General features: G+C 53.0%; 20 protein-coding genes and 2 pseudogenes. 17 read left to right on the plus strand and 5 right to left on the minus strand.

All coding sequences use genetic code 11. The annotated features are described in order from the left end of the window. The first annotated feature begins 25 nt into the window (after positions 1-25). The 8 genes and pseudogenes from priA to EH228_RS20510 all read left to right on the plus strand — a co-directional run bounded on the left by priA (position 26) and on the right by EH228_RS20510 (position 9,020). A complete protein-coding gene (priA, locus tag EH228_RS10170) occupies positions 26-2,224 on the plus strand; it encodes a primosomal protein N' (protein ID WP_152321562.1) in 2,199 nt (732 codons plus the stop codon). Positions 2,225-2,435: 211 nt separating this feature from the next. Next, on the plus strand, positions 2,436-3,479 hold the full coding sequence (gene cytR / locus EH228_RS10175; RefSeq protein WP_152321563.1) for a DNA-binding transcriptional regulator CytR: 1,044 nt from the start codon (positions 2,436-2,438) through the stop codon (positions 3,477-3,479). 170 nt (positions 3,480-3,649) lie between these two features. After that, positions 3,650-4,543, plus strand: coding sequence for a cell division protein FtsN (ftsN, locus tag EH228_RS10180; RefSeq protein WP_152321564.1), 894 nt, complete (start codon positions 3,650-3,652; stop codon positions 4,541-4,543). 90 nt (positions 4,544-4,633) lie between these two features. After that, positions 4,634-5,164, plus strand: a complete 531-nt coding sequence (gene hslV / locus EH228_RS10185) for an ATP-dependent protease subunit HslV (RefSeq protein ID WP_152321565.1) — start codon at positions 4,634-4,636, stop codon at positions 5,162-5,164. 10 nt (positions 5,165-5,174) lie between these two features. Then, a complete protein-coding gene (hslU, locus tag EH228_RS10190; protein ID WP_152321566.1) occupies positions 5,175-6,506 on the plus strand; it encodes an HslU--HslV peptidase ATPase subunit in 1,332 nt (443 codons plus the stop codon). 176 nt (positions 6,507-6,682) lie between these two features. Further along, on the plus strand, positions 6,683-7,612 hold the full coding sequence (locus EH228_RS10195; RefSeq protein ID WP_152321567.1) for a 1,4-dihydroxy-2-naphthoate polyprenyltransferase: 930 nt from the start codon (positions 6,683-6,685) through the stop codon (positions 7,610-7,612). Positions 7,613-7,718: 106 nt separating this feature from the next. After that, complete coding sequence (gene rraA, locus EH228_RS10200) at positions 7,719-8,204, plus strand: ribonuclease E activity regulator RraA (RefSeq protein ID WP_152321568.1); 486 nt, start codon at positions 7,719-7,721, stop codon at positions 8,202-8,204. A gap of 288 nt (positions 8,205-8,492) precedes the next feature. After that, positions 8,493-9,020 (plus strand): annotated as a pseudogene (locus tag EH228_RS20510) (IS6 family transposase). 129 nt (positions 9,021-9,149) lie between these two features. On the opposite strand, the gene zapB reads toward EH228_RS20510, so the two are convergent. Beyond that, complete coding sequence (gene zapB, locus EH228_RS10210; protein ID WP_152321569.1) at positions 9,150-9,389, minus strand: cell division protein ZapB; 240 nt, start codon at positions 9,387-9,389, stop codon at positions 9,150-9,152. Positions 9,390-9,845: 456 nt separating this feature from the next. On the opposite strand from zapB, the gene EH228_RS10215 reads away from it, so the two are divergent. From EH228_RS10215 to fpr, 4 genes are all read left to right on the plus strand, one after another. Beyond that, complete coding sequence (locus EH228_RS10215) at positions 9,846-10,691, plus strand: MIP/aquaporin family protein (protein ID WP_152321570.1); 846 nt, start codon at positions 9,846-9,848, stop codon at positions 10,689-10,691. 32 nt (positions 10,692-10,723) lie between these two features. Next, positions 10,724-12,238 carry a glycerol kinase GlpK gene (gene glpK, locus EH228_RS10220; protein ID WP_152321571.1) on the plus strand — a complete coding sequence of 505 codons (1,515 nt, stop codon included), beginning with the start codon at positions 10,724-10,726 and terminating at the stop codon, positions 12,236-12,238. 93 nt (positions 12,239-12,331) lie between these two features. Next, positions 12,332-13,342: a class II fructose-bisphosphatase gene (gene glpX, locus EH228_RS10225; RefSeq protein WP_152321572.1), complete on the plus strand. Its 1,011-nt coding sequence runs from the start codon at positions 12,332-12,334 to the stop codon at positions 13,340-13,342. A 214-nt stretch (positions 13,343-13,556) separates the two neighbouring features. Further along, on the plus strand, positions 13,557-14,303 hold the full coding sequence (gene fpr, locus EH228_RS10230; RefSeq protein WP_152321573.1) for a ferredoxin--NADP(+) reductase: 747 nt from the start codon (positions 13,557-13,559) through the stop codon (positions 14,301-14,303). Here fpr and EH228_RS10235 read toward each other — a convergent pair. Continuing rightward, positions 14,294-14,737 carry a DUF805 domain-containing protein gene (locus EH228_RS10235; RefSeq protein WP_152321574.1) on the minus strand — a complete coding sequence of 148 codons (444 nt, stop codon included), beginning with the start codon at positions 14,735-14,737 and terminating at the stop codon, positions 14,294-14,296. The genes fpr and EH228_RS10235 overlap by 10 nt on opposite strands. 92 nt (positions 14,738-14,829) lie before the next feature. Here EH228_RS10235 and EH228_RS10240 point away from each other — a divergent pair, with 92 nt between their 5' ends. The 3 genes from EH228_RS10240 to mqo all read left to right on the plus strand — a co-directional run bounded on the left by EH228_RS10240 (position 14,830) and on the right by mqo (position 18,433). Further along, positions 14,830-15,444, plus strand: a complete 615-nt coding sequence (locus EH228_RS10240) for a YiiQ family protein (RefSeq protein ID WP_152321575.1) — start codon at positions 14,830-14,832, stop codon at positions 15,442-15,444. Positions 15,445-15,547: 103 nt separating this feature from the next. Beyond that, entirely contained in the window at positions 15,548-16,315 is a 768-nt protein-coding gene (gene tpiA, locus EH228_RS10245) for a triose-phosphate isomerase (RefSeq protein WP_152321576.1), read from the plus strand. Positions 16,316-16,843: 528 nt separating this feature from the next. After that, the gene (mqo, locus tag EH228_RS10250; RefSeq protein ID WP_152321577.1) at positions 16,844-18,433 is read left to right on the plus strand and encodes a malate dehydrogenase (quinone); all 1,590 of its coding nucleotides are present in this window, start codon (positions 16,844-16,846) and stop codon (positions 18,431-18,433) included. A gap of 142 nt (positions 18,434-18,575) precedes the next feature. Here the strand turns inward: mqo and EH228_RS10255 are convergent, their stop codons facing one another. Next, positions 18,576-19,160, minus strand: coding sequence for a LysE family translocator (locus tag EH228_RS10255; protein WP_152321578.1), 585 nt, complete (start codon positions 19,158-19,160; stop codon positions 18,576-18,578). A gap of 136 nt (positions 19,161-19,296) precedes the next feature. Here EH228_RS10255 and EH228_RS10260 point away from each other — a divergent pair, with 136 nt between their 5' ends. Next, a complete protein-coding gene (locus EH228_RS10260) occupies positions 19,297-20,754 on the plus strand; it encodes an aminotransferase-like domain-containing protein (RefSeq protein ID WP_152321579.1) in 1,458 nt (485 codons plus the stop codon). Positions 20,755-20,757: 3 nt separating this feature from the next. On the opposite strand, the pseudogene EH228_RS20515 reads toward EH228_RS10260, so the two are convergent. Next, positions 20,758-21,058 (minus strand): annotated as a pseudogene (locus EH228_RS20515) (glutathione S-transferase family protein). A gap of 47 nt (positions 21,059-21,105) precedes the next feature. On the opposite strand from EH228_RS20515, the gene EH228_RS10270 reads away from it, so the two are divergent. Then, positions 21,106-21,957, plus strand: a complete 852-nt coding sequence (locus EH228_RS10270; RefSeq protein WP_152321580.1) for a PhzF family phenazine biosynthesis protein — start codon at positions 21,106-21,108, stop codon at positions 21,955-21,957. A gap of 145 nt (positions 21,958-22,102) precedes the next feature. Here the strand turns inward: EH228_RS10270 and EH228_RS10275 are convergent, their stop codons facing one another. Continuing rightward, on the minus strand, positions 22,103-22,861 hold the full coding sequence (locus EH228_RS10275) for an SDR family NAD(P)-dependent oxidoreductase (protein WP_152321581.1): 759 nt from the start codon (positions 22,859-22,861) through the stop codon (positions 22,103-22,105). Positions 22,862-22,877 lie beyond the last annotated feature (16 nt).

A 22,877-nucleotide genomic window follows, 5' to 3' on the forward strand; every position in this document is an offset into this window, starting at 1 on the left:
TTCACAATCTCATTCGGATGAATTCATGCCCGTTGTTCAGGTCGCGCTCCCCGTTCCCCTTGCTCGCAACTTTGACTACCTGTTGCCGCCTCATCTGCCTGCGGCAGTGATTGGCGCCCGTGTTAGCGTGCCTTTCGGACAGCGTAAAGCGATTGGCATCGTGGTGGGAAGCAGTGAAGCCAGCGATGTTCCTCCTGAACAATTGAAAACAGTGTATGAGGTACTGGATAACGAATCACTTTATCCGACTTCACTGTGGCGCATTTTGCTGTGGGCGGCCGATTATTACCACCACCCTCTCGGGGAAGTGTTATTTCATGCCATACCGGTGCTGTTGCGGCAAGGCAAGCCGGCACAGGAGGCTCCTCTCTGGCAATGGTTGATAACCGAGTCTGGCCATGAAACCGCGCTGGAAAGCCTGAAGCGCGCGCCGAAACAACAACAGGCACTCGCCACACTACGCCAGGGTGCCCTCTATCGGCACGAAATCAGCCAGCACGACATTACCGACGCTACACTGCAGGCATTACGGGCCAAAGGCCTGTGCTACCTGCAAGCACGGCAACGCACTCAGCAGGACTGGCGCAACACTTATGCGGTGAAAGGCGAACGGCTAAAACTGAACACCGAGCAGGCAACCGCCGTCGGCGCCATTCGCAGTGAGGACGATCACTTTGTCGCCTGGCTACTGGCTGGCATTACCGGTTCTGGCAAAACTGAAGTCTACCTGAGCGTATTGGAAAACGTGCTCGCCAGTGGCCGACAGGCGCTGGTATTGGTACCAGAAATCGGTCTGACTCCGCAAACTATCGCCCGCTTTCGGGAGCGTTTTAACGCCCCGGTCGATGTGCTCCACTCAGCGCTGAATGACAGCGAACGACTGGCCGTCTGGCTTCGGGCTAAAAGCGGTGAAACAGCCATCGTCATCGGCACCCGATCCGCGCTGTTCACGCCGTTTGCCCGACTCGGGGTGATTATCATCGATGAAGAGCACGACAGTTCTTATAAACAGCAAGAAGGCTGGCGCTATCAGGCCCGCGATCTGGCCGTTTTCCGGGCGAGACAGGAAGATATTCCGATCGTGATGGGCACGGCTACCCCCGCGTTGGAGACACTGCATAACGTGCAGAGGGGCAAATACCGGCAATTGAATCTCAGCAAACGTGCTGGCAATGCACGACTGGCCATCCAGCAATTGATCGATCTGAAAGGCATAAAGCTACAAGGCGGCCTGTCGCCGCTACTGATCAAAAAGATTGACCAGCACCTGAAAGCCGATAATCAGATACTGCTGTTTCTTAACCGCCGCGGCTTTTCTCCCGCCATGCTGTGTCATGAATGCGGCTGGATCGCTGAATGTCAACGCTGTGATCGCTATTACACCCTGCACCAACATTATCGTCAGCTACGCTGCCACCACTGTGACAGCCAGCGGCCCATCCCGCATCAGTGTCCCCAGTGCGGCTCAACACATCTGGTGCCGGTCGGACTGGGAACGGAGCAGTTAGAGCACAACCTGAGCGAACTGTTTCCACACGTACCGCTATCACGCATCGACCGTGATACCACCAGCCGCAAAGGTGCGCTTGAACAACATCTGGCGGATGTACATCGCGGCGGTGCTCGTATTCTGGTCGGGACGCAAATGCTGGCTAAGGGACACCATTTTCCGGATGTCACGCTGGTATCACTACTGGATGTCGATGGCGCGTTGTTTTCAGCCGACTTCCGTTCAGCTGAACGCTTTGCCCAACTTTATACCCAGGTTGCCGGGCGGGCGGGCCGTACCGGTAAACAAGGGGAAGTGATACTGCAAACGCACCATCCCGATCATCCGCTGCTGCAAACCTTGCTGCATCAGGGCTACGACGCCTTCGCGAAGCAGGCCCTTAATGAGCGTAAAACCGTCTTCCTGCCGCCCTTCACCAGCCATGTGCTGTTTCGATCAGACGATCATGATAACCAGCAGTCGGCGCTGTTTCTGCAGCAGTTGCGCAACCTGCTGGAAGCCAGTCCATTGAAGGATGAAGCATTCTGGGTGATGGGGCCGGTCCCTGCACTGCAACCAAAACGCAGCGGACGCTATCGCTGGCAGTTGCTGCTCCAGCACCCTTCCCGCAGATATTTACAGCGTCTGATTCAATCCTCGCTGCCATTGATTGCGACTCTGCCACAGGCCAGAAAGGTCAAGTGGACGTTAGATGTCGATCCAACAGAAAGCTGAAAGTCCTCCCTGTTGCAGTGGTTTACTGCGAGGAACAGCGAAAAAAGTCGCACAAGTCACAATTTTTATGCAAATTAAATAACGCCATTCACTCTCATCGGTTATTTATGGGAGATGGTCAACATCAACAAAAGACGAACAGCAACACAGAACATCGTCCTGATAATCCCTGAAGGTCAGGTCAGCTGAGGCTGACGTGAGGAGAAAAGCGTTGGAGCAGAATCAAGAGATGACGGGTGCCACGATGAAGGACGTAGCGGAAAAAGCCGGCGTATCCACAGCGACGGTATCGCGGGCCCTGATGCACCCGGAAAAAGTCTCTGCCGCCACACGACAAAAAGTGGAAGAAGCGGTGGTTGCTGTCGGTTACTCTCCTCACTCGATGGCCCGTAACACCAAACACAACGAGTCAAAAACCATCCTGGTCATCGTCCCGGACATCTGTGATCCGTTTTTCAGTGAAATGATCCGCGGTATTGAAGTGGTTGCGGCCAGTCAACGTTATCTGGTCCTGATTGGCGACTGCGCTCACCAGAACCGCCAGGAACAATCCTTCCTTAACCTGATGATGGCCCGACAGATTGATGGTATGGTGCTACTGGGCTCCCAGGTCCCTTTCGATACCAGCCGGGAAGAGCAGTATAATCTGCCACCAATGGTGATGGCGAATGAGTTCGCGCCAGAGCTGGAGTTACCCACCGTCCATATCGATAACCTGACAGCCGCCTTTGAGGCGGTCAATCATCTGCTAAAATTGGGCCACAGACGTATCGCCTGTATCTCTGGTCCACATGATTTGCCTCTGTGCCAGTATCGTCTACAAGGTTACATTCAAGCACTCAGACGCAGTGGCATTACACTGGATCAACACTATATTGTGCGGGGTGACTTCACTTTTGAGGCGGGTTCCCAGGCGATGAAACAACTCATGGCATTACCCCATCCGCCTGATGCGCTATTTTGCCACAGCGATATCATGGCCCTGGGCGCGATGTCACAGGCAAAAAATATGGGATTGCGCATCCCGCAGGATTTATCTCTGATCGGTTTTGATGATATCGAGCTGTCGCGCTACAGCGACCCACAGTTGACGACCGTAGCCCAACCGCGATTTGATATTGGCCGTGAAGCAATGAACCTGCTACTGGAACAGTTACAAGGCAAAACAGTCAACAGTGGTTCACGCCTGCTGGATTTCGAACTGAAGATCCGCGGCAGCACCGCCCCCTCTTCTCTTCGAGAGAAGATTCGGTAGCGGGAAAAAAGACCCTCAGTGGCGGCAAAATCGAGATTCAGTAGATTCTTAGTTGTATCCCTGCTGGTCAAACTTCCAGCCCTTGAGTAACATGACGGGCTGACAGCCGGGCGCGCCAGCACAAATTATTGCCCAACCTTACCTTTCCATTGATTATTAGCGAAACGATAGTGGCACAAAAAGATTACGTAGGCCGCGGACGTTCTACAGGGACGCGTCGCAAAAAGACCAACAGTCGCAACAAGAAGCGCAGTAGTGGTTCAGGTATCTCGAAGATAATGGTGGTCCTTGCCGCTGCGGTGCTAGTGGCCTTTGTCGGCGGACTGTGGTTTATTGCCCATCATAAAAAAGAAGAGGCGCCAATTATTCCGGATCATAAAGCACCCGGAAACGGCCTGCCGCCCAAACCTGAAGAACGCTGGCGCTATATTAAAGAGCTGGAAAACCGCCAGACAACTGTTCCAACGCCAACCGAGCCTTCTGCTGGGGGTGAAGTGCATTCCCAGACGCAACTTACCGATGAGCAACGCCAGTTGCTGGAGCAAATGCAGGCCGATATGCGCCAGCAGCCAACCCAGCTGAATGAAGTACCATGGAACGAGCAAACGCCAGCTCAACGCCAGCAAACATTACAGCGTCAACAGCAGCAAACCCAATTGCAGCAACAGTCGCGTATGCAACCACAACAGCCCCGTACTCAGACACCAACGGCAGTACCGCAGCAGACCCACATGCTGCCGCAGAGTCAGAGTCATACTCAACCGACAGCGCCAGTAACGCGCCAGGCTCCAGCCCAGACGCAAACGGCACAGCCGAAAGAAGCGCAGAAAGAGAAAACTCAGCACTGGATGGTACAATGTGGTTCCTTCAAAGGAGCAAACCAGGCAGAGTCAATCCGTGCCCAACTGGCCTTCGAAGGGTTTGAAAGCCGGATTACCACCGGTGGCGGCTGGAACCGCGTGGTGATTGGACCATTCAGTAATCGTGCGGGGGCGGACAGTACCTTGAAGACCCTGCGCGGTTCCGGCCACGCAAATTGTATTCCTCTCGCCATTGGGGGTTGAAACCTCTCAATCCCGCCCCATATCTGGTTGCATCAATGCCCTGCAGTTGCACTGCAGGGCTATCTTCCGACGGCAACAAGGGGTCTGCCCGTGACAACAATTGTAAGTGTACGACGCAACGGCCAGGTAGTCATTGGCGGTGATGGCCAGGCTACTCTCGGCAACACAGTAATGAAAGGCAACGTCAAGAAAGTGCGTCGTCTCTATAATGACCAGGTCATTGCTGGTTTTGCTGGCGGAACCGCAGATGCCTTTACGCTGTTTGAACTATTCGAACGCAAGCTGGAAATGCATCAGGGTCATCTGGTGAAGGCCGCCGTTGAATTAGCCAAAGACTGGCGTACTGATCGTATGTTGCGCAAGCTGGAAGCCCTGCTGGCTGTAGCGGATGAGAACGCCTCTCTGATTATTACCGGTAATGGTGACGTCATCCAGCCTGAAAACGATTTGATTGCTATTGGTTCTGGTGGTCCTTACGCGCAGGCTGCTGCTCGTGCACTACTGGAAAACACCGAGCTCGGTGCGCGCGATATAGTGGAAAAAGCGCTGGGTATTGCAGGCGATATCTGCATTTACACCAACCACAATCTCACCATTGAAGAATTACCGTCTAAAGCGTAAGGACCTAACTATGTCTGAAATGACTCCGCGCGAAATCGTCAGCGAATTGAACAGATTTATCATCGGCCAGGATAGTGCCAAGCGTGCTGTGGCTATCGCCTTGCGTAATCGCTGGCGCCGTATGCAACTCGACGAAGATCTGCGCCATGAAGTCACGCCAAAAAATATTCTGATGATCGGCCCGACAGGGGTCGGTAAAACCGAGATCGCCCGTCGACTGGCAAAGTTAGCCAACGCGCCATTTATCAAAGTCGAAGCGACAAAATTCACCGAAGTGGGCTATGTCGGAAAAGAAGTGGATTCCATTATCCGCGATCTGACCGATTCTGCGATCAAAATGGTTCGCTCTCAGGCGATTGAGAAAAACCGCTACCGCGCCGAAGAAATGGCCGAAGAACGTATTCTTGATGCCCTGATCCCACCCGCCAAAAATAATTGGGGTCAGTCCGAGCCTGCGGCTGAATCGTCTGCAGCCCGCCAGTCTTTCCGCAAGAAACTGCGCGAGGGCGAACTGGACGATAAAGAAATTGAAATCAATCTGGCGGCCGCGCCAATGGGCGTGGAAATCATGGCGCCTCCGGGTATGGAAGAGATGACCAGCCAGTTACAGTCGATGTTCCAGAACCTGGGGGGGCAGAAACAAAAGCCACGCAAATTAAAGATCAAAGACGCGATGAAAATGTTGGTGGAAGAAGAAGCCGCCAAACTGGTGAATCCAGAAGAGCTTAAACAGGAAGCCATCGAAGCCGTTGAGCAACACGGTATCGTGTTTATTGATGAGATCGACAAAGTCTGTAAGCGTGGCGAAAGCTCCGGACCGGACGTCTCCCGTGAAGGCGTACAGCGCGATCTGCTACCGCTGGTAGAAGGCTGCACCGTATCAACCAAGCACGGCATGGTAAAAACCGACCACATCCTGTTTATCGCCTCTGGTGCGTTCCAGGTTGCCAGCCCTTCCGATTTGATCCCGGAACTGCAAGGGCGTCTGCCAATCCGCGTCGAATTGCAGGCTCTGACCACGCATGACTTTGAGCGTATCCTGACGGAACCGAAGGCGTCTGTCACCGCACAGTACAAAGCGCTGATGAAAACCGAGGGAGTGGATATTCACTTTACCGAGGACGGTATCAGTCGTATTGCCGCCGCCGCATGGCAGGTGAACGAATCGGCGGAAAACATTGGTGCCCGCCGCCTGCATACGGTGCTTGAGCGTCTGGTGGAAGAAATTTCCTTTGATGCCAGTGACCGCAGCGGTGAATCCATTACGATTGACGCCGACTACGTGAGCAAGCACCTGGATGAACTGGTGGCCGACGAAGACCTCAGCCGCTTTATTCTGTAAGCGTAAATACCATTATCAGGAGGTTTCGGCCTCCTCTTCTACCCTCATTTTTCTCAACGCATCCGGACTCGCTGTTTCGAGCATCATTGACGTGGATTAAGTCTTTCATCATCCGCAAACAGTACACTGACCGGAATTCAGCGTGTTCTCTTTTCTCCAGCAAAGGCTAGTGCCTCATGACGGAAAATATCCACCCAATCCCGGTTATCACTCCCCTGCGCGCCTGGCTGGAAAGTCTGCGTTTACGCACGCTGCCACTGGCTTGTGCCCCGGTGATCACCGGCTCAGCCCTGGCATGGTGGCAGGGACACTTCAACCTTTCTGTCGCGCTGCTTGCCTTGCTGACCACTGCCTTGTTGCAAATGCTGTCCAATCTGGCCAACGACTACGGCGATGCGATTAAAGGCAGCGATACAACTGAACGTATCGGCCCCTTGCGGGGCATGCAGAAAGGCGCTATCAGCCAGAAACAAATGCGCTTTGCTCTGGCGATCACCGTGATGTTGACCATGGTTACAGGCGTGACGCTGGTCATCCGCTCTTGCCACTCTTACAGCGATATACTGGGCTTTCTCGCACTGGGGGCTCTGGCTATCATCGCCGCCATTGCCTACACCGTGGGGAAAAAACCTTACGGCTACCTTGGACTGGGCGATGCTTCAGTATTAGTTTTCTTTGGCTGGCTGGGCGTGCTGGGCAGCTACTATTTGCAGGCGCACAGCGTCCAGACGGTATTGCTGTTGCCTGCCAGCGGCTGCGGATTACTGGCTGTCGCGGTGCTCAATATCAATAATATGCGTGATATAGACAGCGATCGGCAGCATGGCAAATTCACCCTGGCGGTACGACTGGGCGCCATGAACGCCCGCTACTACCATCTGCTATTGCTGGCAGGTTCGCTACTGTGTTTCGTCCTGTTCGCCTGGCTGAATTCACTGCCTATGGCTGGCTGGCTCTTCCTGCTGGCAACCCCGTTGTTGTTCCGTCAGGGACGGTATGTGCTGCGCGAGCGCTCAGCCATAGCTATGCGCCCGGTACTGGTGAAGACGGTCAAAAATGCCTTGCTGGTTAACCTGCTTTTTGCTCTGGGGCTGGTCATCAATTAATCACGATGTGCTTGACCCATCGCAATTTTTAGCAGTTGATGATTTTGCCAACACCCCACAGAAAGCGATATACTCAATTCCCCTGTGGCAAACAGACGACCCTCTTATGAAATATGATACTTCTGAACTCTGCGACATCTATCATGAAGATGTGAATGTCGTTGAACCGCTCTTCTCAAACTTTGGTGGCCGCACCTCGTTTGGCGGGCAAATCATCACGGTAAAATGTTTCGAAGACAACGGGCTTCTCTACGATCTGCTGGAGGAAAACGGACGTGGACGTGTTCTGCTGGTTGACGGTGGCGGTTCAGTTCGTTGTGCACTGGTCGATGCGGCACTGGCGCGACTGGCGCAGCAAAACGAGTGGGAAGGCATTGTGGTATATGGCTCCGTACGTCAGGTTGACGCGCTGGAAGAGCTGGATATTGGCATTCAGGCCATTGCCGCCATTCCGGTTGGCGCCGCCGGCGAGGGAACAGGTGAAAGCGATATCCGCGTGAATTTCGGCGGCGTGACGTTCTTCTCAGGCGACCATCTGTACGCCGACAATACTGGCATCATCCTCTCCGAAGACCCGCTCGATATTGAATAAGAAACGATGGGGGCCAGCGGCACCCGTCTTTTGTCACCGAACAGGGGGAATGTTTATCCCCATCCGGTTTATTCAATAAAGCCCTTTGATGAAGCGGTTCTGTCGCATTAAGCAGCTAATCAGGTAACATGCTGTTTTTTTGTGATGTTACCTGCCCATGTGCCTGATCCGAAAAGCCTTTAAACGCCTGCATTCTCCTGCTGATGTCATCGCGCAATGTGTTCGCTGGTATTTGGCTCTGCCCTGAGCCTGCGTAACCTCGAAGAGATGATGGCAAAGCGCGGCGTGATGGTTGACCATTCCACACTTTACCGCTGGGTTATCCGCCTGGTGCCGTTGCGGGATAAGGCCTTCCACCGGCATAAACGTCGCCCAGGGCGCCGGTGGCGAATGGATGAAACCTGTATCAAAATCAGGGGCCAGTGGAAATATCTGTACCGTGCGGTCGATATCTCAGGCCAGACCATTGATTTTTTGCTGACGGGCGAAGCGGGATGCGGCAGCGGCATTACGCTTCTTCCGCAAGGCCATTCGCCACCATAGCGAACCTGAAGTGGTGCCACGCTCAATGCCGATAAGGAAAAAGAGGAATGCATCACGGTCAGGCAGAACAGGTATCTGAACAACCTGATTGAGCAGGACCACCGGAATATCAAACGCCGGATAAAACTGATGACGGGGTTCAAATCGTTCAGGCGGGCACAGACGATTCTGTCCGGTATTGAACTTATTCATATGATACGCAAGGGGCAATACCAGCATCTGGCCGGGGACGGGCTGTCCCCGGCAGAACAGTTTTATCTACTGGCCACCTGAAAAACAGGCAATTCAATTTTTACTGACATGCTGTCGTTAATGCGACAGAACCCTGCTCCCTCAGCGACAATAGAGCACCCGTCGTCCACTATTTCGACTTTGACCAGTGCCTCTTTGCAGCTCGAAAACTCAGACCTCTTCCATTTTCCCCAGCAGCACACGCAGACGCTCCTGCCAGGCATGCTGCTCTTCTTTCAAATGCTGGTTTTCGCGCACCAGGGACTCACTGTTGCCGGCGGCCTGTTGAACCTGCTGAGTCAGAGTGTTGTTCTGCTCTTTCAGTTCTTCAATTTCCATCTGCAGCAGGGTGATGGTATCAATCGCCTGCTGTACTTTCGCTTCCAATTTTTCAAAAACTTCAAATGACATGGTTCTGACCTCTCCTAATCGCAAGGCGTTGATGCTGCCACCCGCAAATCATCAGGGATAAGCCGGGATTCCACGGATAACAACGCTGTCCCGATTGTAAGTAGACCGGCTCGTCAAGTCCAGCAGCGAACCCGCTCAGAGTACAGTCTGTGACAATTTTCGGTCTTGACCTGGAATATGTAACAATTGACACACAGTACGCCAGGCTAATGTTGCTTTCTTGCAAAAACACACGGAAACAAAAGTTGAAATGGTGTTTCAATAAGAAAAATGAAAGGATAAAAATACGCGAAAACGCTCATTTTTTTGACACAGAGCACAACTTTTAATTTCGATATTTCTCGTTTGTGCTCGTTAACGATAAATTCACAACAACCCTACATAAGATGAGGGTGGCTCAGGAAATGAGCAAAAAACGGAGTACCACATTTAACCTCTCCTTCAGGAAATGCCAACATGAGTCAATCAACAAGTACGCTCAAAGGGCAATGCATCGCCGAATTCTTAGGCGCCGGCACAATTATTTTCTTTGGTGCTGGCTGTGTCGCCGCGATGAAACTGGCTGGTGCAAGTTTTGGACAATGGGAAATCAGCATCATCTGGGGGATTGCCGTTGCGATGGCTATCTACCTGAGTGCCGCCATCTCCGGCGCACACCTGAATCCAGCCGTTACTATCGCACTCTGCCTGTTTGCTAACTTTGAAGCCCGTAAAGTCGTGCCGTATATCCTGGCTCAACTCGCCGGGACCTTCTGCTCAGCCGCGCTCGTTTACAGCCTCTACTACAATCTGTTCCTGGATTATGAGCAGACGCATCATATGGTGCGGGGCAGTATCGATAGCCTTGAGCTGGCCGGCATCTTCTCAACCTACCCTAACCCCCACATCGGCGTGGGGCAGGCGTTCCTGGTTGAAGCGGTGATTACCGCCGTGATGATGGGCCTGATCATGGCGCTGACCGATGACGGCAATGGTCTGCCTCGCGGCCCCATGGCCCCATTGCTGATTGGTTTGCTGATTGCGGTTATCGGCGGCTCAATGGGCCCCCTGACCGGCTTCGCCCTGAACCCCGCCCGTGATTTCGGCCCTAAACTCTTTGAATGGCTGGCAGGCTGGGGAACCGTCGCCTTCACGGGGGGACGTGATATCCCTTATTTCCTCGTGCCAATTTTTGGCCCGATTGTCGGTGCCAGCGTTGGTGCATTTGGTTATCGCCATCTGATCGCCCGTAACTTGCCAGGAGCCGTCGAGGTAAAGAAAAAAGAGCAGACGATAACGCGTGCTGAGCAGCGTAAAGCGTAAGTGTTACCCCTTTACACCATCAGGAAGGATTTATGACCACAGAAAAAAAATACATTGTCGCGCTTGATCAAGGCACCACCAGCTCCCGTGCCGTTATCCTCGATCATGACGCCAACATTGTGGCGGTTTCACAACGCGAATTTCAGCAGATCTATCCTAAGCCTGGCTGGGTTGAGCATGACCCAATGGACATCTGGGCATCGCAAAGCTCAACACTGGTCGAAGTGCTGGCCCATTCGGGTATCCGCTCAGACGAGATTGCCGCAATCGGCATCACCAACCAGCGTGAAACCACCATTGTCTGGGATAAAGAAACCGGCAAACCCATTCATAACGCCATCGTCTGGCAGGATCCACGTACCGCTGATTATTGCGCAAAACTGAAAAAAGAAGGACTGGAAGAATACATCCAGCACACCACCGGACTGGTGATTAACCCTTATTTCTCCGGTACCAAGGTGAAGTGGATCCTGGATAATGTGGCCGGCGCACGTGAGCGGGCCAAACGTGGCGAATTACTGTTCGGTAACGTGGATGCCTGGCTGGTATGGAAAATGACCCAGGGACGGGTACATATCACCGATTACACCAATGCCTCACGTACCATGATGTTCAACATCCACAAACTGGAATGGGATCAGCGCATGCTGGATATCCTCGATATCCCGCGTGAAATGCTGCCTGCCGTAAAATCCTCTTCTGAGGTCTATGGTCAAACAAACATCGGTGGTAAAGGCGGTACGCGTATTCCTATCGCGGGTATCGCGGGCGATCAACAGGCAGCGCTATACGGTCAGTTGTGCGTCCAGCCGGGTATGGCGAAAAACACCTACGGCACTGGCTGCTTCATGTTGATGAACACCGGGACTGAAGCGGTAACCTCGACTCACGGTCTGCTGACCACCATCGCCTGTGGCCCGCGCGGTGAAGTGAACTATGCACTGGAAGGCGCCGTATTTATCGGTGGCGCATCCATTCAGTGGCTGCGCGACGAAATGAAACTGATCAACGATTCCACTGACTCCGAATATTTCGCGATGAAAGTGAAGGACAGCAATGGCGTGTATATGGTGCCAGCCTTTACCGGCCTGGGAGCGCCTTACTGGGACCCGTATGCCCGCGGAGCGATTTTCGGCCTGACGCGCGGCGTTAACGCTAACCACATCATTCGCGCCACCCTGGAGTCGATAGCCTACCAAACCCGTGATGTATTGGAAGCGATGCAGAATGATGCCAACACCCGCCTACAGTCGCTGCGTGTGGATGGCGGGGCCGTGGCCAATAACTTCCTGATGCAGTTCCAGGCCGATATTCTGGGCACCCGAGTGGAACGTCCGGAAGTACGTGAAGTCACCGCGTTGGGCTCAGCCTACCTGGCTGGTCTGGCCGTCGGATTCTGGAAGGATCTGGATGAAGTACGGGCGAAAGCGGTAATTGAACATGAATTCCGTCCAGGCATCGAAACCACCGAACGTAACTATCGTTACGCTGGCTGGAAAAAAGCCGTTTCCCGCGCGCAGTTTTGGGAAAACCATGATGACACGTAATCGACGCTCTCCTGCCCGTGACCAACCGGTCACGGGTGTTTCCCTCCCCTGACGTGATAAACTGCCCGCCTGATCACTTCTCCGGGACAAATCATGAAAAGAGAACTCGCCATTGAATTTTCACGCGTTACGGAAGCGGCAGCCCTTGCGGGTTATAAATGGCTGGGCCGCGGCGACAAAAACGCCGCCGACGCCGCCGCCGTCCATGCGATGCGCATTATGCTCAACCAGGTGAACATCGACGGTCAGATAGTTATTGGCGAGGGAGAAATTGATGAAGCGCCCATGCTATATATCGGTGAAAAAGTCGGTAGCGGTGAAGGGGATGCGGTAGATATCGCCGTGGATCCGATAGAAGGTACGCGAATGACGGCGATGGGGCAGGCAAACGCGTTAACAGTGCTGGCAGTAGGCGACAAGGGCACCTTCCTTAACGCACCAGATATGTATATGGAGAAGTTGATCGTCGGGCCAGCAGCCAAAGGCGTTATCGATCTGGCACGACCGCTGGAAGATAATCTGAAACGCATTGCGCAAGCTTTACAGAAACCCCTGACGGAGCTTACTGTCACCCTGTTGGCTAAACCCCGTCATGATGCAATCATCGCGGCGTTACAAAAGCTCGGCGTACGCATTTTTGCCTTTCCCGATGGCGACGTGGCGGCCTCAATCCTGACCTGTATGCCAGACAGTGAAGTGGACGTGCTTTATGGCATTGGCGGTGCGCCTGAAGGGGTGATTTCAGCGGCAGTCATTCGGGCGTTAGACGGTGATATGCAAGGTCGTCTGTTGCCGCGCCATGAGGTAAAAGGGGATACGCCAGAGAACCGCGCGATAGGCGAGCAGGAACTGAAACGCTGTGCAACCATGGGGATTACGGCGGGAACAGTGCTGCCACTCGACGAGATGGCGCGCAATGATAATGTCATCTTCTCCGCCACCGGCATCACCTGCGGGGATTTACTGCAAGGCATTACCCGTAAGGGCAATATGGCGACCACAGAAACACTGCTGATCCGCGGCAAGTCCCGCACCATTCGCCGTATTCAGTCAGTCCATTATCTTGATCGCAAGGATCAAAGCCTGCATCCCTACATTTTGTGATAGCAGACCCCGTCACCTACCTGAGTAAGCGGCTGGGAAATGATCCGTCCCGGCCATGAAATTCATCCTTTACTACGGGTACTACGGGATAGTCAAAAGGCACCAGCATAATTTGTCGATATGAGCTTTGTATCCGACAACAACTGGAAAAATTCGACCGTAGCCGCGAAGATACCGTGACCAACCCCGCCCCGAACTGACTAAGGAGTTATTTATGGCCGAATGGGTTAACGCCAGTGTTAAACAGGTGACTCACTGGACAGATAGCTTATTCAGTATCACGTTGAACGCCCCCATCACCCCTTTTACCGCCGGCCAGTTCGCCAAGCTGGCGCTCGAAATAGACGGCGAACGCGTACAGCGCGCCTACTCATACGTTAACGCCCCCAGTGATGAGAACCTGGAGTTTTATCTTGTCACCGTGCCGGAAGGAAAACTCAGTCCCAGGCTGCATGCGCTGCAACCCGGTCAACCCGTGATTATCACTAAAGAGGCCGCGGGCTTCTTTGTGCTGGATGAAATCCCCGACTGTACAACACTGTGGATGCTGGCTACAGGTACCGCTATCGGGCCTTATCTGTCGATTTTACAGGAAGGAAAAGGGTTGGCTCGTTTTGAGCACATTGTTCTGGTACATGCGGCACGCTATGCCCAGGATCTGAGCTATCTCCCGCTGATGCAGCAATTGCAGCAACGCTACAACGGTCAATTGCGTATCCAGACCGTGGTGAGCCGGGAAGAGACAGCGGGTTCCCTGACGGGCCGCATTCCCAAGCTGATTGAGAGCGGAGAGTTGGAAGCGGCGGTTGGGCTGCCAATGACGGCAGAGCACAGCCATATCATGCTATGCGGTAACCCACAGATGGTGCGGGATACCCAGCAATTGCTGAAAGAAACTCGCGGCATGCGCAAGCACCTGAAGCGTAAACCAGGCCATATGACCAGCGAACATTACTGGTAATTTGCGGTTCTGCGACCAAAATAATTGACCGGACAGGCCATTTTACCAAAACGGTTCTCTCGCGGCGTGCCCCGGAACACGCCCAGTTCCAGCGTCATGGTCACGACAATCAAGGTCGGGATAAAGCGGCCAGGCACCCATTGCCAGCGAGTGGGAAGCGATTCCCAGTCACCGACGAGCAGCATCCACGCAACGAGCAGCAATAGCGCCCAGGAACCCGCTTTATTACGGTCATGCAGGCGCTTAACCAACACCGCGCTGGTTGGCCATAACAGGCTCATCACACAAAAAACCGCCACCCGGGTACTCATCCATCCGCGCTCAGCCAGCATAAACAGCAGTATCATCAATGCTAACCAGAGTATCAGCCAAATCCACAGATCGCGTCGTCCCAACCTGCCGCGATACGAAAAACACCACGTTTGTAAGGTCATTTTTTATCCCTCAGAACAGCGTCAGGCTTTGACTTTATCGGTCATTGTCCGTTCTAATCTTCAACTGAATGTAAAGGTTAGAGTAGACGATAATGAATAAAGCGATCTTCATAAGCATCACATTACTGGTCACTCTGGCGAACGTGTTGGTGCCGGAACCGGCCGATGCTGATCCTCAGGATCATACTGAACACCTGCCCACCGCGCCCTATCTTCTGGCGGGAGCACCGACCTTTGATATGACTATCAGCCAGTTTCGCGAAAAATATAATGCCAGCAACCCAACGTTACAAATTGCTGAATACAGAGCAATCGCCAATAGCGGGGATAAAAGTAATTTGACGCGGGCCGCCAGCAAGATCAACGAAAATCTCTATGCCTCGACCGCCCTTGAGCAGGGTACAGGCAAGATCAAAACGTTACAGCTAACCTGGCTCCCCATTCCTGGACCTGATGAGAAAAATGCCCGCGCTAAAGCCCTCGCCTACATGACCGCACTGGCGCGTTTTTTTGAGCCAACGCTCAGTGAAGAGCAGAGCCTGAAGCGACTGGATGACCTGCTGAGCAAAGGCAAAGGGTCACGTTATTTTGCTCAGACTGAGGGCGCGGTGCGCTACGTCATTTCTGACAATGGCGACAAAGGGCTAACCTTTGCCATTGAACCGATTAAGCTCTCGATGACCCCCCAGGATCCCAGCCAAAAATGACGAAAAGCAAAGCCTTTAAAGATTTTGCTCTCTATACTGTCTGGCAGACAACACTGCTCAGGCAGAGTAATTTAACCGTATCGCGCTAAGCGTGGAGGATATAATGCGACATCCGTTAGTCATGGGTAACTGGAAACTCAACGGCAGCAAACATATGGTCAATGAGTTGATCGCCGGTTTGCGTACCGAGCTGAGCGGCGTTGACGGCTGCGGCGTAGCCATTGCCCCGCCAGTGATGTATCTGGATCTGGCGAAACACGCCCTCTCTGGTAGCCATATTGCGCTCGGCGCACAAAACGTTGATGTGAACTTATCGGGGGCGTTCACTGGTGAAGTTTCCGCTGAGATGCTGAAAGATATCGGGGCGAAATACATCATCATCGGTCACTCTGAACGTCGAACCTACCACCAGGAAAGCGACGAACTGATCGCCAAAAAATTCGCCGTATTGAAAGCCACAGGTCTGATCCCTGTGCTATGCATCGGGGAAACCGAAGCGGAAAATGAAGCCGGTAAAACCGAAGAAGTTTGCGCCCGCCAGATAGACGCCGTACTGAACAGCCAGGGCGCTGAAGCGTTCAAAGATGTGGTCATTGCCTATGAACCCGTCTGGGCTATCGGTACCGGCAAATCAGCCACCCCTGCACAGGCGCAGGCAGTGCATAAATTCATCCGTGGCCATATCGCGAAGAAAGACGCAGCCATCGCTGCACAAGTGATTATCCAGTACGGTGGTTCTGTTAACGACAAGAACGCGGCAGAACTGTTTGCTCAGCCGGATATCGACGGTGCATTGGTTGGCGGCGCTTCGCTGAAAGCAGATGCCTTCGCGGTTATCGTTAAAGCTGCGGCGGCAGCCAAAAACACCTGACAGCGTTCCCCTGTGCTATTAAGCGGTACAGGGGTTTCTCCTTCTTTCTTGTCATACTCCGCACGATCATCGCCTCTCCTTATTGATTACACCCGGCAACATAATCAAGCCCCGCCACCGTCAGAAATTTTGCAATAAAAGCGGTTATCAGATCATGTCAACCCGACTTTTCGTCCATCACGCCATCAACAGATAGCGTTAATAAAATCATTTCAATCAATTGATATTAAATAATTAAACATTGATTTACGGCTTTAACAGAGTGTTATTTCAAGGCCTGATATTACTCTTACTAATTTTTTTTCATCCTTCATTCCCACTTTTAATCTTTAAACAATTTTTTAATTTACTCATAACAATGGTATATTTTCTATCAGTAAACGGGTGGTTAAATCATCTATGCCCGGGGCATGGATTACCCAGCCAACTATCCCTGTATTCCGCGAAACAGCCAAACTGGTTCCTTAGAAACTGGGACTGTTTCACCAGTTTAACATGTTGACTTGTCAACATATGGAGGTATCGCCCATGCGAAAATCAGCCGAAAACCTTATCCCGGCCTCCGTACAAGAACAGAAAACAGACATTGATGTATTACTGATCGGCGGTGGTATCATGAGCGCCACGCTCGGCACCTGGCTACAGGAACTGGAGCCGAACTGGCACATCAGCATGATTGAGCGTCTCGACAGTGTCGCCGAAGAAAGTTCAAACGGCTGGAACAATGCAGGTACGGGACACTCCGCACTGGCAGAAATGAACTATACCCCGCAGCAGGCGAATGGCTCTGTCGATATCAGCAAAGCCATCAGCATAAATGAAGCCTTCCAGATATCCCGCCAATTCTGGGCGTGGCAGGTCCAGCGCGGCGTACTGAATAACCCCCGCAGCTTTATCAGCAGTGTGCCTCACATGAGTTTTGTCTGGGGTGATGATAACATCGACTTCCTGAGGAAGCGTTTCAGTGCGCTGCAAAGAAGCACCCTGTTTCGAGGCATGGAATACACCGAAGACCCGGAAATTATTCGTAAATGGGCGCCATTGATCATGGAAGGGCGCGATATTGAGCAGCGCGTTGCCGCCACGCATATTACTATTGGTACTGACGTTAATTTCGGTGAAATCACCCGCCAGTTGGTTGCTTCTCTGCAAAAAAGCCAGCGCTTTACCCTCCAGACCCGTCATGAGGTCCGCCGTTTCAAACGTAACACTGACGACAGCTGGACCGTCACCGTCGCCGACCTGAAAAATGGCGGCAAAGAAAAAAACCTTCGCGCAAAATACATTTTCATTGGTGCAGGCGGCGCAGCCCTTACCCTTTTGCAAGAAACCGGCATTCCTGAAGCTAAAGACTATGCCGGCTTCCCGGTTGGTGGCGAATTTCTCGTTACTGATAATCCTGAAGTGGTACAGCGCCATCAGGCGAAGGTTTATGGTAAAGCTTCGGTTGGCGCTCCACCGATGTCCGTCCCCCATCTGGATACACGTATACTGGACGGTAAGCCCGTGCTGCTGTTCGGACCGTTTGCCACCTTCTCCACCAAGTTCCTCAAACAGGGTTCGCTGTGGGATATGTTTAACTCAATGACCCCGGCTAACTTTATGCCAATGGTTCATGTCGGTCTGGATAATTTCAATTTAGTGAAATATCTGGTCGGTCAGGTGATGCTCACTGATGACGAGCGGCTGAAAGCACTGCAGGACTATTTGCCACTCGCAAGGTTAGAAGAGTGGAAACGCGTGAAAGCCGGACAACGGGTTCAGATAATCAAGAAAGATGAGAAAAAAGGCGGCGTCCTGAAGCTGGGAACCGAAGTTGTCACCTCAGGGGATGGCACTATTTCCGCCCTGCTCGGCGCTTCGCCGGGGGCTTCAACAGCTGCGCCGATCATGCTCGATCTGATGAAGAAAGTTTTTCAGGATAAATTCAACAGTGCTGAATGGCAGGCCAGGATTAAGGCGATTATCCCATTTTACGGCCAGAAACTGGATGGCAACGTGGCAGCGACAGAGCATGTCCTGGCGGAAACCAGCCGGATCCTGCAACTGGATTACACGCCATCTTCTGCGGCTAATGATGAATCCACAGACAACCACGATGCGGTAATCGGTAAATAATCCACGGCAGTTCGGGACAAGTATTATCTGCCCGAACTGCGCGTCCGGGTAGTAAATTTGTTACTGCCTGACGCTAAAAACTATTATGCGGCTATCCGGTTTGCAGGAAAAAAACGGCTGGCCTTAGCGCCGCCTTCAGTGCTTAAGAATGAATGACTTCCGACAGCATCCACAGAGTAGTTACCACCAGCGACAACGCCATCACCGTGTTAAACAAGCGTCGTTTCCACGGCACCTGCAAATGGCGCCTCATCTGGTCGCCGATCATCGCCCAAACCATGATGCAGGGGAAATTCAGCACCATAAAACCTATCGCGACAGCCAGAATGCCACTGTTTGAGGTGTACATCAGGGCCACATTGATCACCATCAGCCACGCTTTCGGGTTCACTGCCTGAAAAAGCGCGCTGCCCACCAACGTCATTGGTCGGGCTTTTCCCTGCATTTCTGGCGCACCGGAACAGAATATTCTCCACGAGAGCCATAGCAGATAGGCACAACCCAGCAGCGTCAGCGGTAGACGAATGGTACTCATCCACTGCAATAAAACATCCAGCAGCAGACCGGCTATTGCCGTTTGGATCGCACAGCCAATCATAACTCCCATGACCATCGGCAGCGTACGTCGCATGCCGAAATTGACGCCGGAGGTGGCCAGCATCAGATTGTTCGGGCCCGGTGTGATGGACATAACGGTGACGTAGCTGAAAAAAGAGGGATCGAGCATGGTCTGTATCCTGCTGATAAGTAAGAACACCAAAATACAGGCTGGCATCAGATGGTAACAGACTCAAAAATACAATATTGTTACGGGTACAATTACACTAATCTTACCATTGTACCCATCTACAGGAGGGATAACTGTGTCCATCATCGAACCACAGGAAACCACGCTGTACTACCAGTTGGCCGAAACACTGGCAGAAACCATCCATAGCGGCACTTATCTGCCCGGCAGTCGCCTTCCCGCTATCCGTCGCTGTGCCAGTCATCATCAGGTCAGCGTTAATACTGTGCTGGCCGCTTACCGGATCCTTGAGGATCGCGGCCTGATCGAAGCGCGGCCACAGTCCGGTTATTACGTCCGCGGCGTGCTGCCCTCGGTGAAAGCAGGCAGCCGCCATAGTACTACTGTACGTTCTCCCAGCAGCGAAAAGCTGGATTTGATTGAAACCGTGTTTGCCGCGCAAAACCATCCTGACTACACCAACATTTCCCTTGCCTGTCCTCAGAACAGCGATTTTTTTCCCACGGCAAAAATCCGCCGCATTATGGCCTCGTTATTGCGCCGGGAACCCGAATTGATTGGTCGCTATGCTCTTCCGCCTGGGAGCCAGCGGCTGCGCCGGGAAATAGCACGACGGGCGATGGATCTGGGCATGGCGCTGACCGTGGAAGACATCACCCTCACCCACGGCTGTATGGAGGCACTGCAGCTTGCTTTGCGGGCCGTAACCAAACCGGGCGGCTGCGTGGGGATCGAGACACCAACCTATTTCTACCTCTTTCCGCTCCTCGCCAGCCTCGGCCTGACCGTAGTGGAAATCCCTACCGATCCTCAACATGGTTTGTCGCTCGACGCACTGGAATTGCTGCTGCAGGAGAAAAGGATCCAGGCGCTGGTGGCAATGCCTACGGGACAAAACCCGCTAGGCTACACCATGAGGCTGGAGGATAAAAAGCGGCTGGCAAAGCTGGTTAATCAGTATCAGATCCCACTGATTGAGGATGGTCTTTATTGTGAACTGCAATTCTGCTGGCCACTGTCACCGGCGGTAAAAGCCTTCGATACCGACGGCTGGGTGATCCACTGCACCAGCTTCACCAAAACGGTCGCGCCAGATTTCCACGTTGGCTGGATTGCAGCCGGGCGCTTCAGTGAACAGCTGTCGCGGCTGAAATCGGTCTCATCACTGACCGAATCACGGCTACTTTCCGAAGCACTCGGTCTTTTCCTGGAATCAGGTGGTTACGATCATCACCTACGTACCATACGCCGGCGCTATGCCGCTCAGGTAGATGAAGCACGTGGACTGATTGCCCGCCATTTCCCTAAGGGCACCAGGGCAACGCAGCCTTGTGCCGGGTTTGTGTTCTGGGTTGAACTGCCCGGCAGCGTCGACTGCGTTGAGCTTTTCCATCGCCTGTTGCAGGAGAAAATCTGTCTGACACCAGGTGCACTTTATACACTGAGCGAACGCGGCAACAGCGCAATGCGTCTGAGCTGCTGCTATCTGTTTGATGAACGTTATACCTGGGCCCTGAAAAGGACCGGCGCACTGGCCTGTGAAATGAGCGGAATTGCCGCAGGCATCGACTGAGCCCTACGGCGTGCCGTTGCGACCCCAGGTAGCATATCAGTCGCGCATAATAAGCCCGTACCGCGGGCAAATTGGGGTGATCCAGTGGTGTTTCATGCCAGCGATTGACCGACAACCCGACCGGAATGTCGGCCAGGGAAAAGGCATTCCCCGCGACATAGATCCATCGCTTTGGAGGCCGCTCCTTGAGGTGACTTAAAGCCCTCCCCCAGTCATCACGTCGGTAAACAATATTGAGCTCTTCGCAAACCCACAACACTTTTCTGACGTTGATGGACGAAGCTCGTCCTAATGTCTTCAGCATAATCCCGTCACTTTTTTGTTCAGGCCCAAGCTATTAGGAGGTCAATGATGACACGGTTACGCGCTTTTAAGCAGGTTGATGTATTCACTTCTTCACCACTGAACGGCAACCCGCTGGCGGTGATTATCGAAGCCAACGATCTGAGCCATGAACAGATGAGGGCCATTGCCCGCTGGACCAACCTGTCGGAAACCACATTTGTACTGCCAGCAGAAGATCCGGCTGCAGACTATCGAGTGCGCATTTTCACTCCCGACCATGAGCTTCCTTTCGCCGGACATCCAACCCTGGGTACAGCTCACGCCTTACTGGAGTCAGGCATCACTTTGAAAATAAAAGGGAGAATTATTCAACAGTGCGGTATCGGCCTGGTCACGATTAAAATTGGCGCTGATAACGACCTGGCCTTCGCCGCACCGCAAGCCACGCTGACTGAATTCACGGATGCCCCACTCAGCCGCGCGCTGAACAGCGAGGCGATTGATAGCAGGCTGCCAGTGATGATAGCTGATATGGGCATCCGCTGGCTGCTGGTGCCAATGACTTCAGCCGAAGCGGTGCTGGCTATTAAACCCAACGTGGTCGAGTTTGAGCGGCTGACCAAAAAAGCGCGCGTTAATGGCGTAATGCCATTTGGACCACTTAATGGCGAGAAAGAACAGTATGAGGTGCGAGGTCTGTTCACTGCAAATGGCTCGCTGATTGAAGATCCGGTTACTGGCAGCGCCAACGCCTGCCTTGCCCGCTATCTGCAGGCTCAGGGGGCTGAGTTGGACTACAGAGTACGTCAGGGCACTGCAATGCAGCGTGCCGGTCGCCTGAGCGTGACCTATGCCGCTGATGGAGTATGGATCGGCGGCCAGACACTGACGGTGCTCAACGGCACCATCAGTGTCTAAACTGTCAAGGCTACTGGCACACTGGTAATATCATTGACGCGTTTGACTACCGCTCAGATTTTCCACCAGTGCATTGCTGCCAACACCCCCTATCCGGTTACCCGATATCGCTTTCACCTCAACCGATTACATTAGATGCCGACCATTACAACGCCATCCCACCGGAGGCTTCGATACGCTGACCATTAATCCAGTGACTCTCATCACTGAGCAACAGGGCAACGACATCGCCAATATCGTCCGGCAAACCAGGGCGACCCAACGCAGTCATCGACGCGACTGAAGCATTAACCTGAGGATTATCACGCACCCTGCCATCGCTGAAATCGGTCTCAATCGCTCCTGGCGCCAGGACATTAGCCGTAATGCCACGGACGCCAAGCTCCTTCGCCTGATAGCGGGTTAATACTTCTATTGCACCTTTCACCGAGGCGTAGGCGCTGGATCCCGGTAAGCTGAAACGAGCCAGCCCACTGGACACATTCAGGATACGTCCACCATTTACCATCAATGGCAACAGTTTCTGCGTCAGGAAAAAAGGCCCTTTAAAATGAACGTTAACCATCTCGTCAAACTGCTCTTCACTGGTGGTGGCAAAATCCTGGTGCAGCGCAGTGCCGGCATTGTTTAATAAATAATCAAAACTATCGCGCTGCCATCTCGTTGTCAGTTGCTGCCGCACCTCGTTGACGAATACAGAAAACGTTTTGCTATCGCCTGTGTCCAGCTGAATAGCCACAGCACGGGCGCCAGACGCGTTAATTTGCTGCACGACTTCCTGTGCTTCCTGCCCTTTACTACGCCAGGTCAGAATGATATCAACGCCCTTTGCAGCCAGTTTCAAGGCTGCATTCTTACCTAAACCCCGACTGGCGCCGGTGATCAGTGCAATTTTCTGGCTCATTTTGTACTCCGTTGAT

The sequence above is a fragment of the Erwinia endophytica genome (assembly GCF_009295515.1).
GTDB lineage: Bacteria > Pseudomonadota > Gammaproteobacteria > Enterobacterales > Enterobacteriaceae > Erwinia > Erwinia endophytica.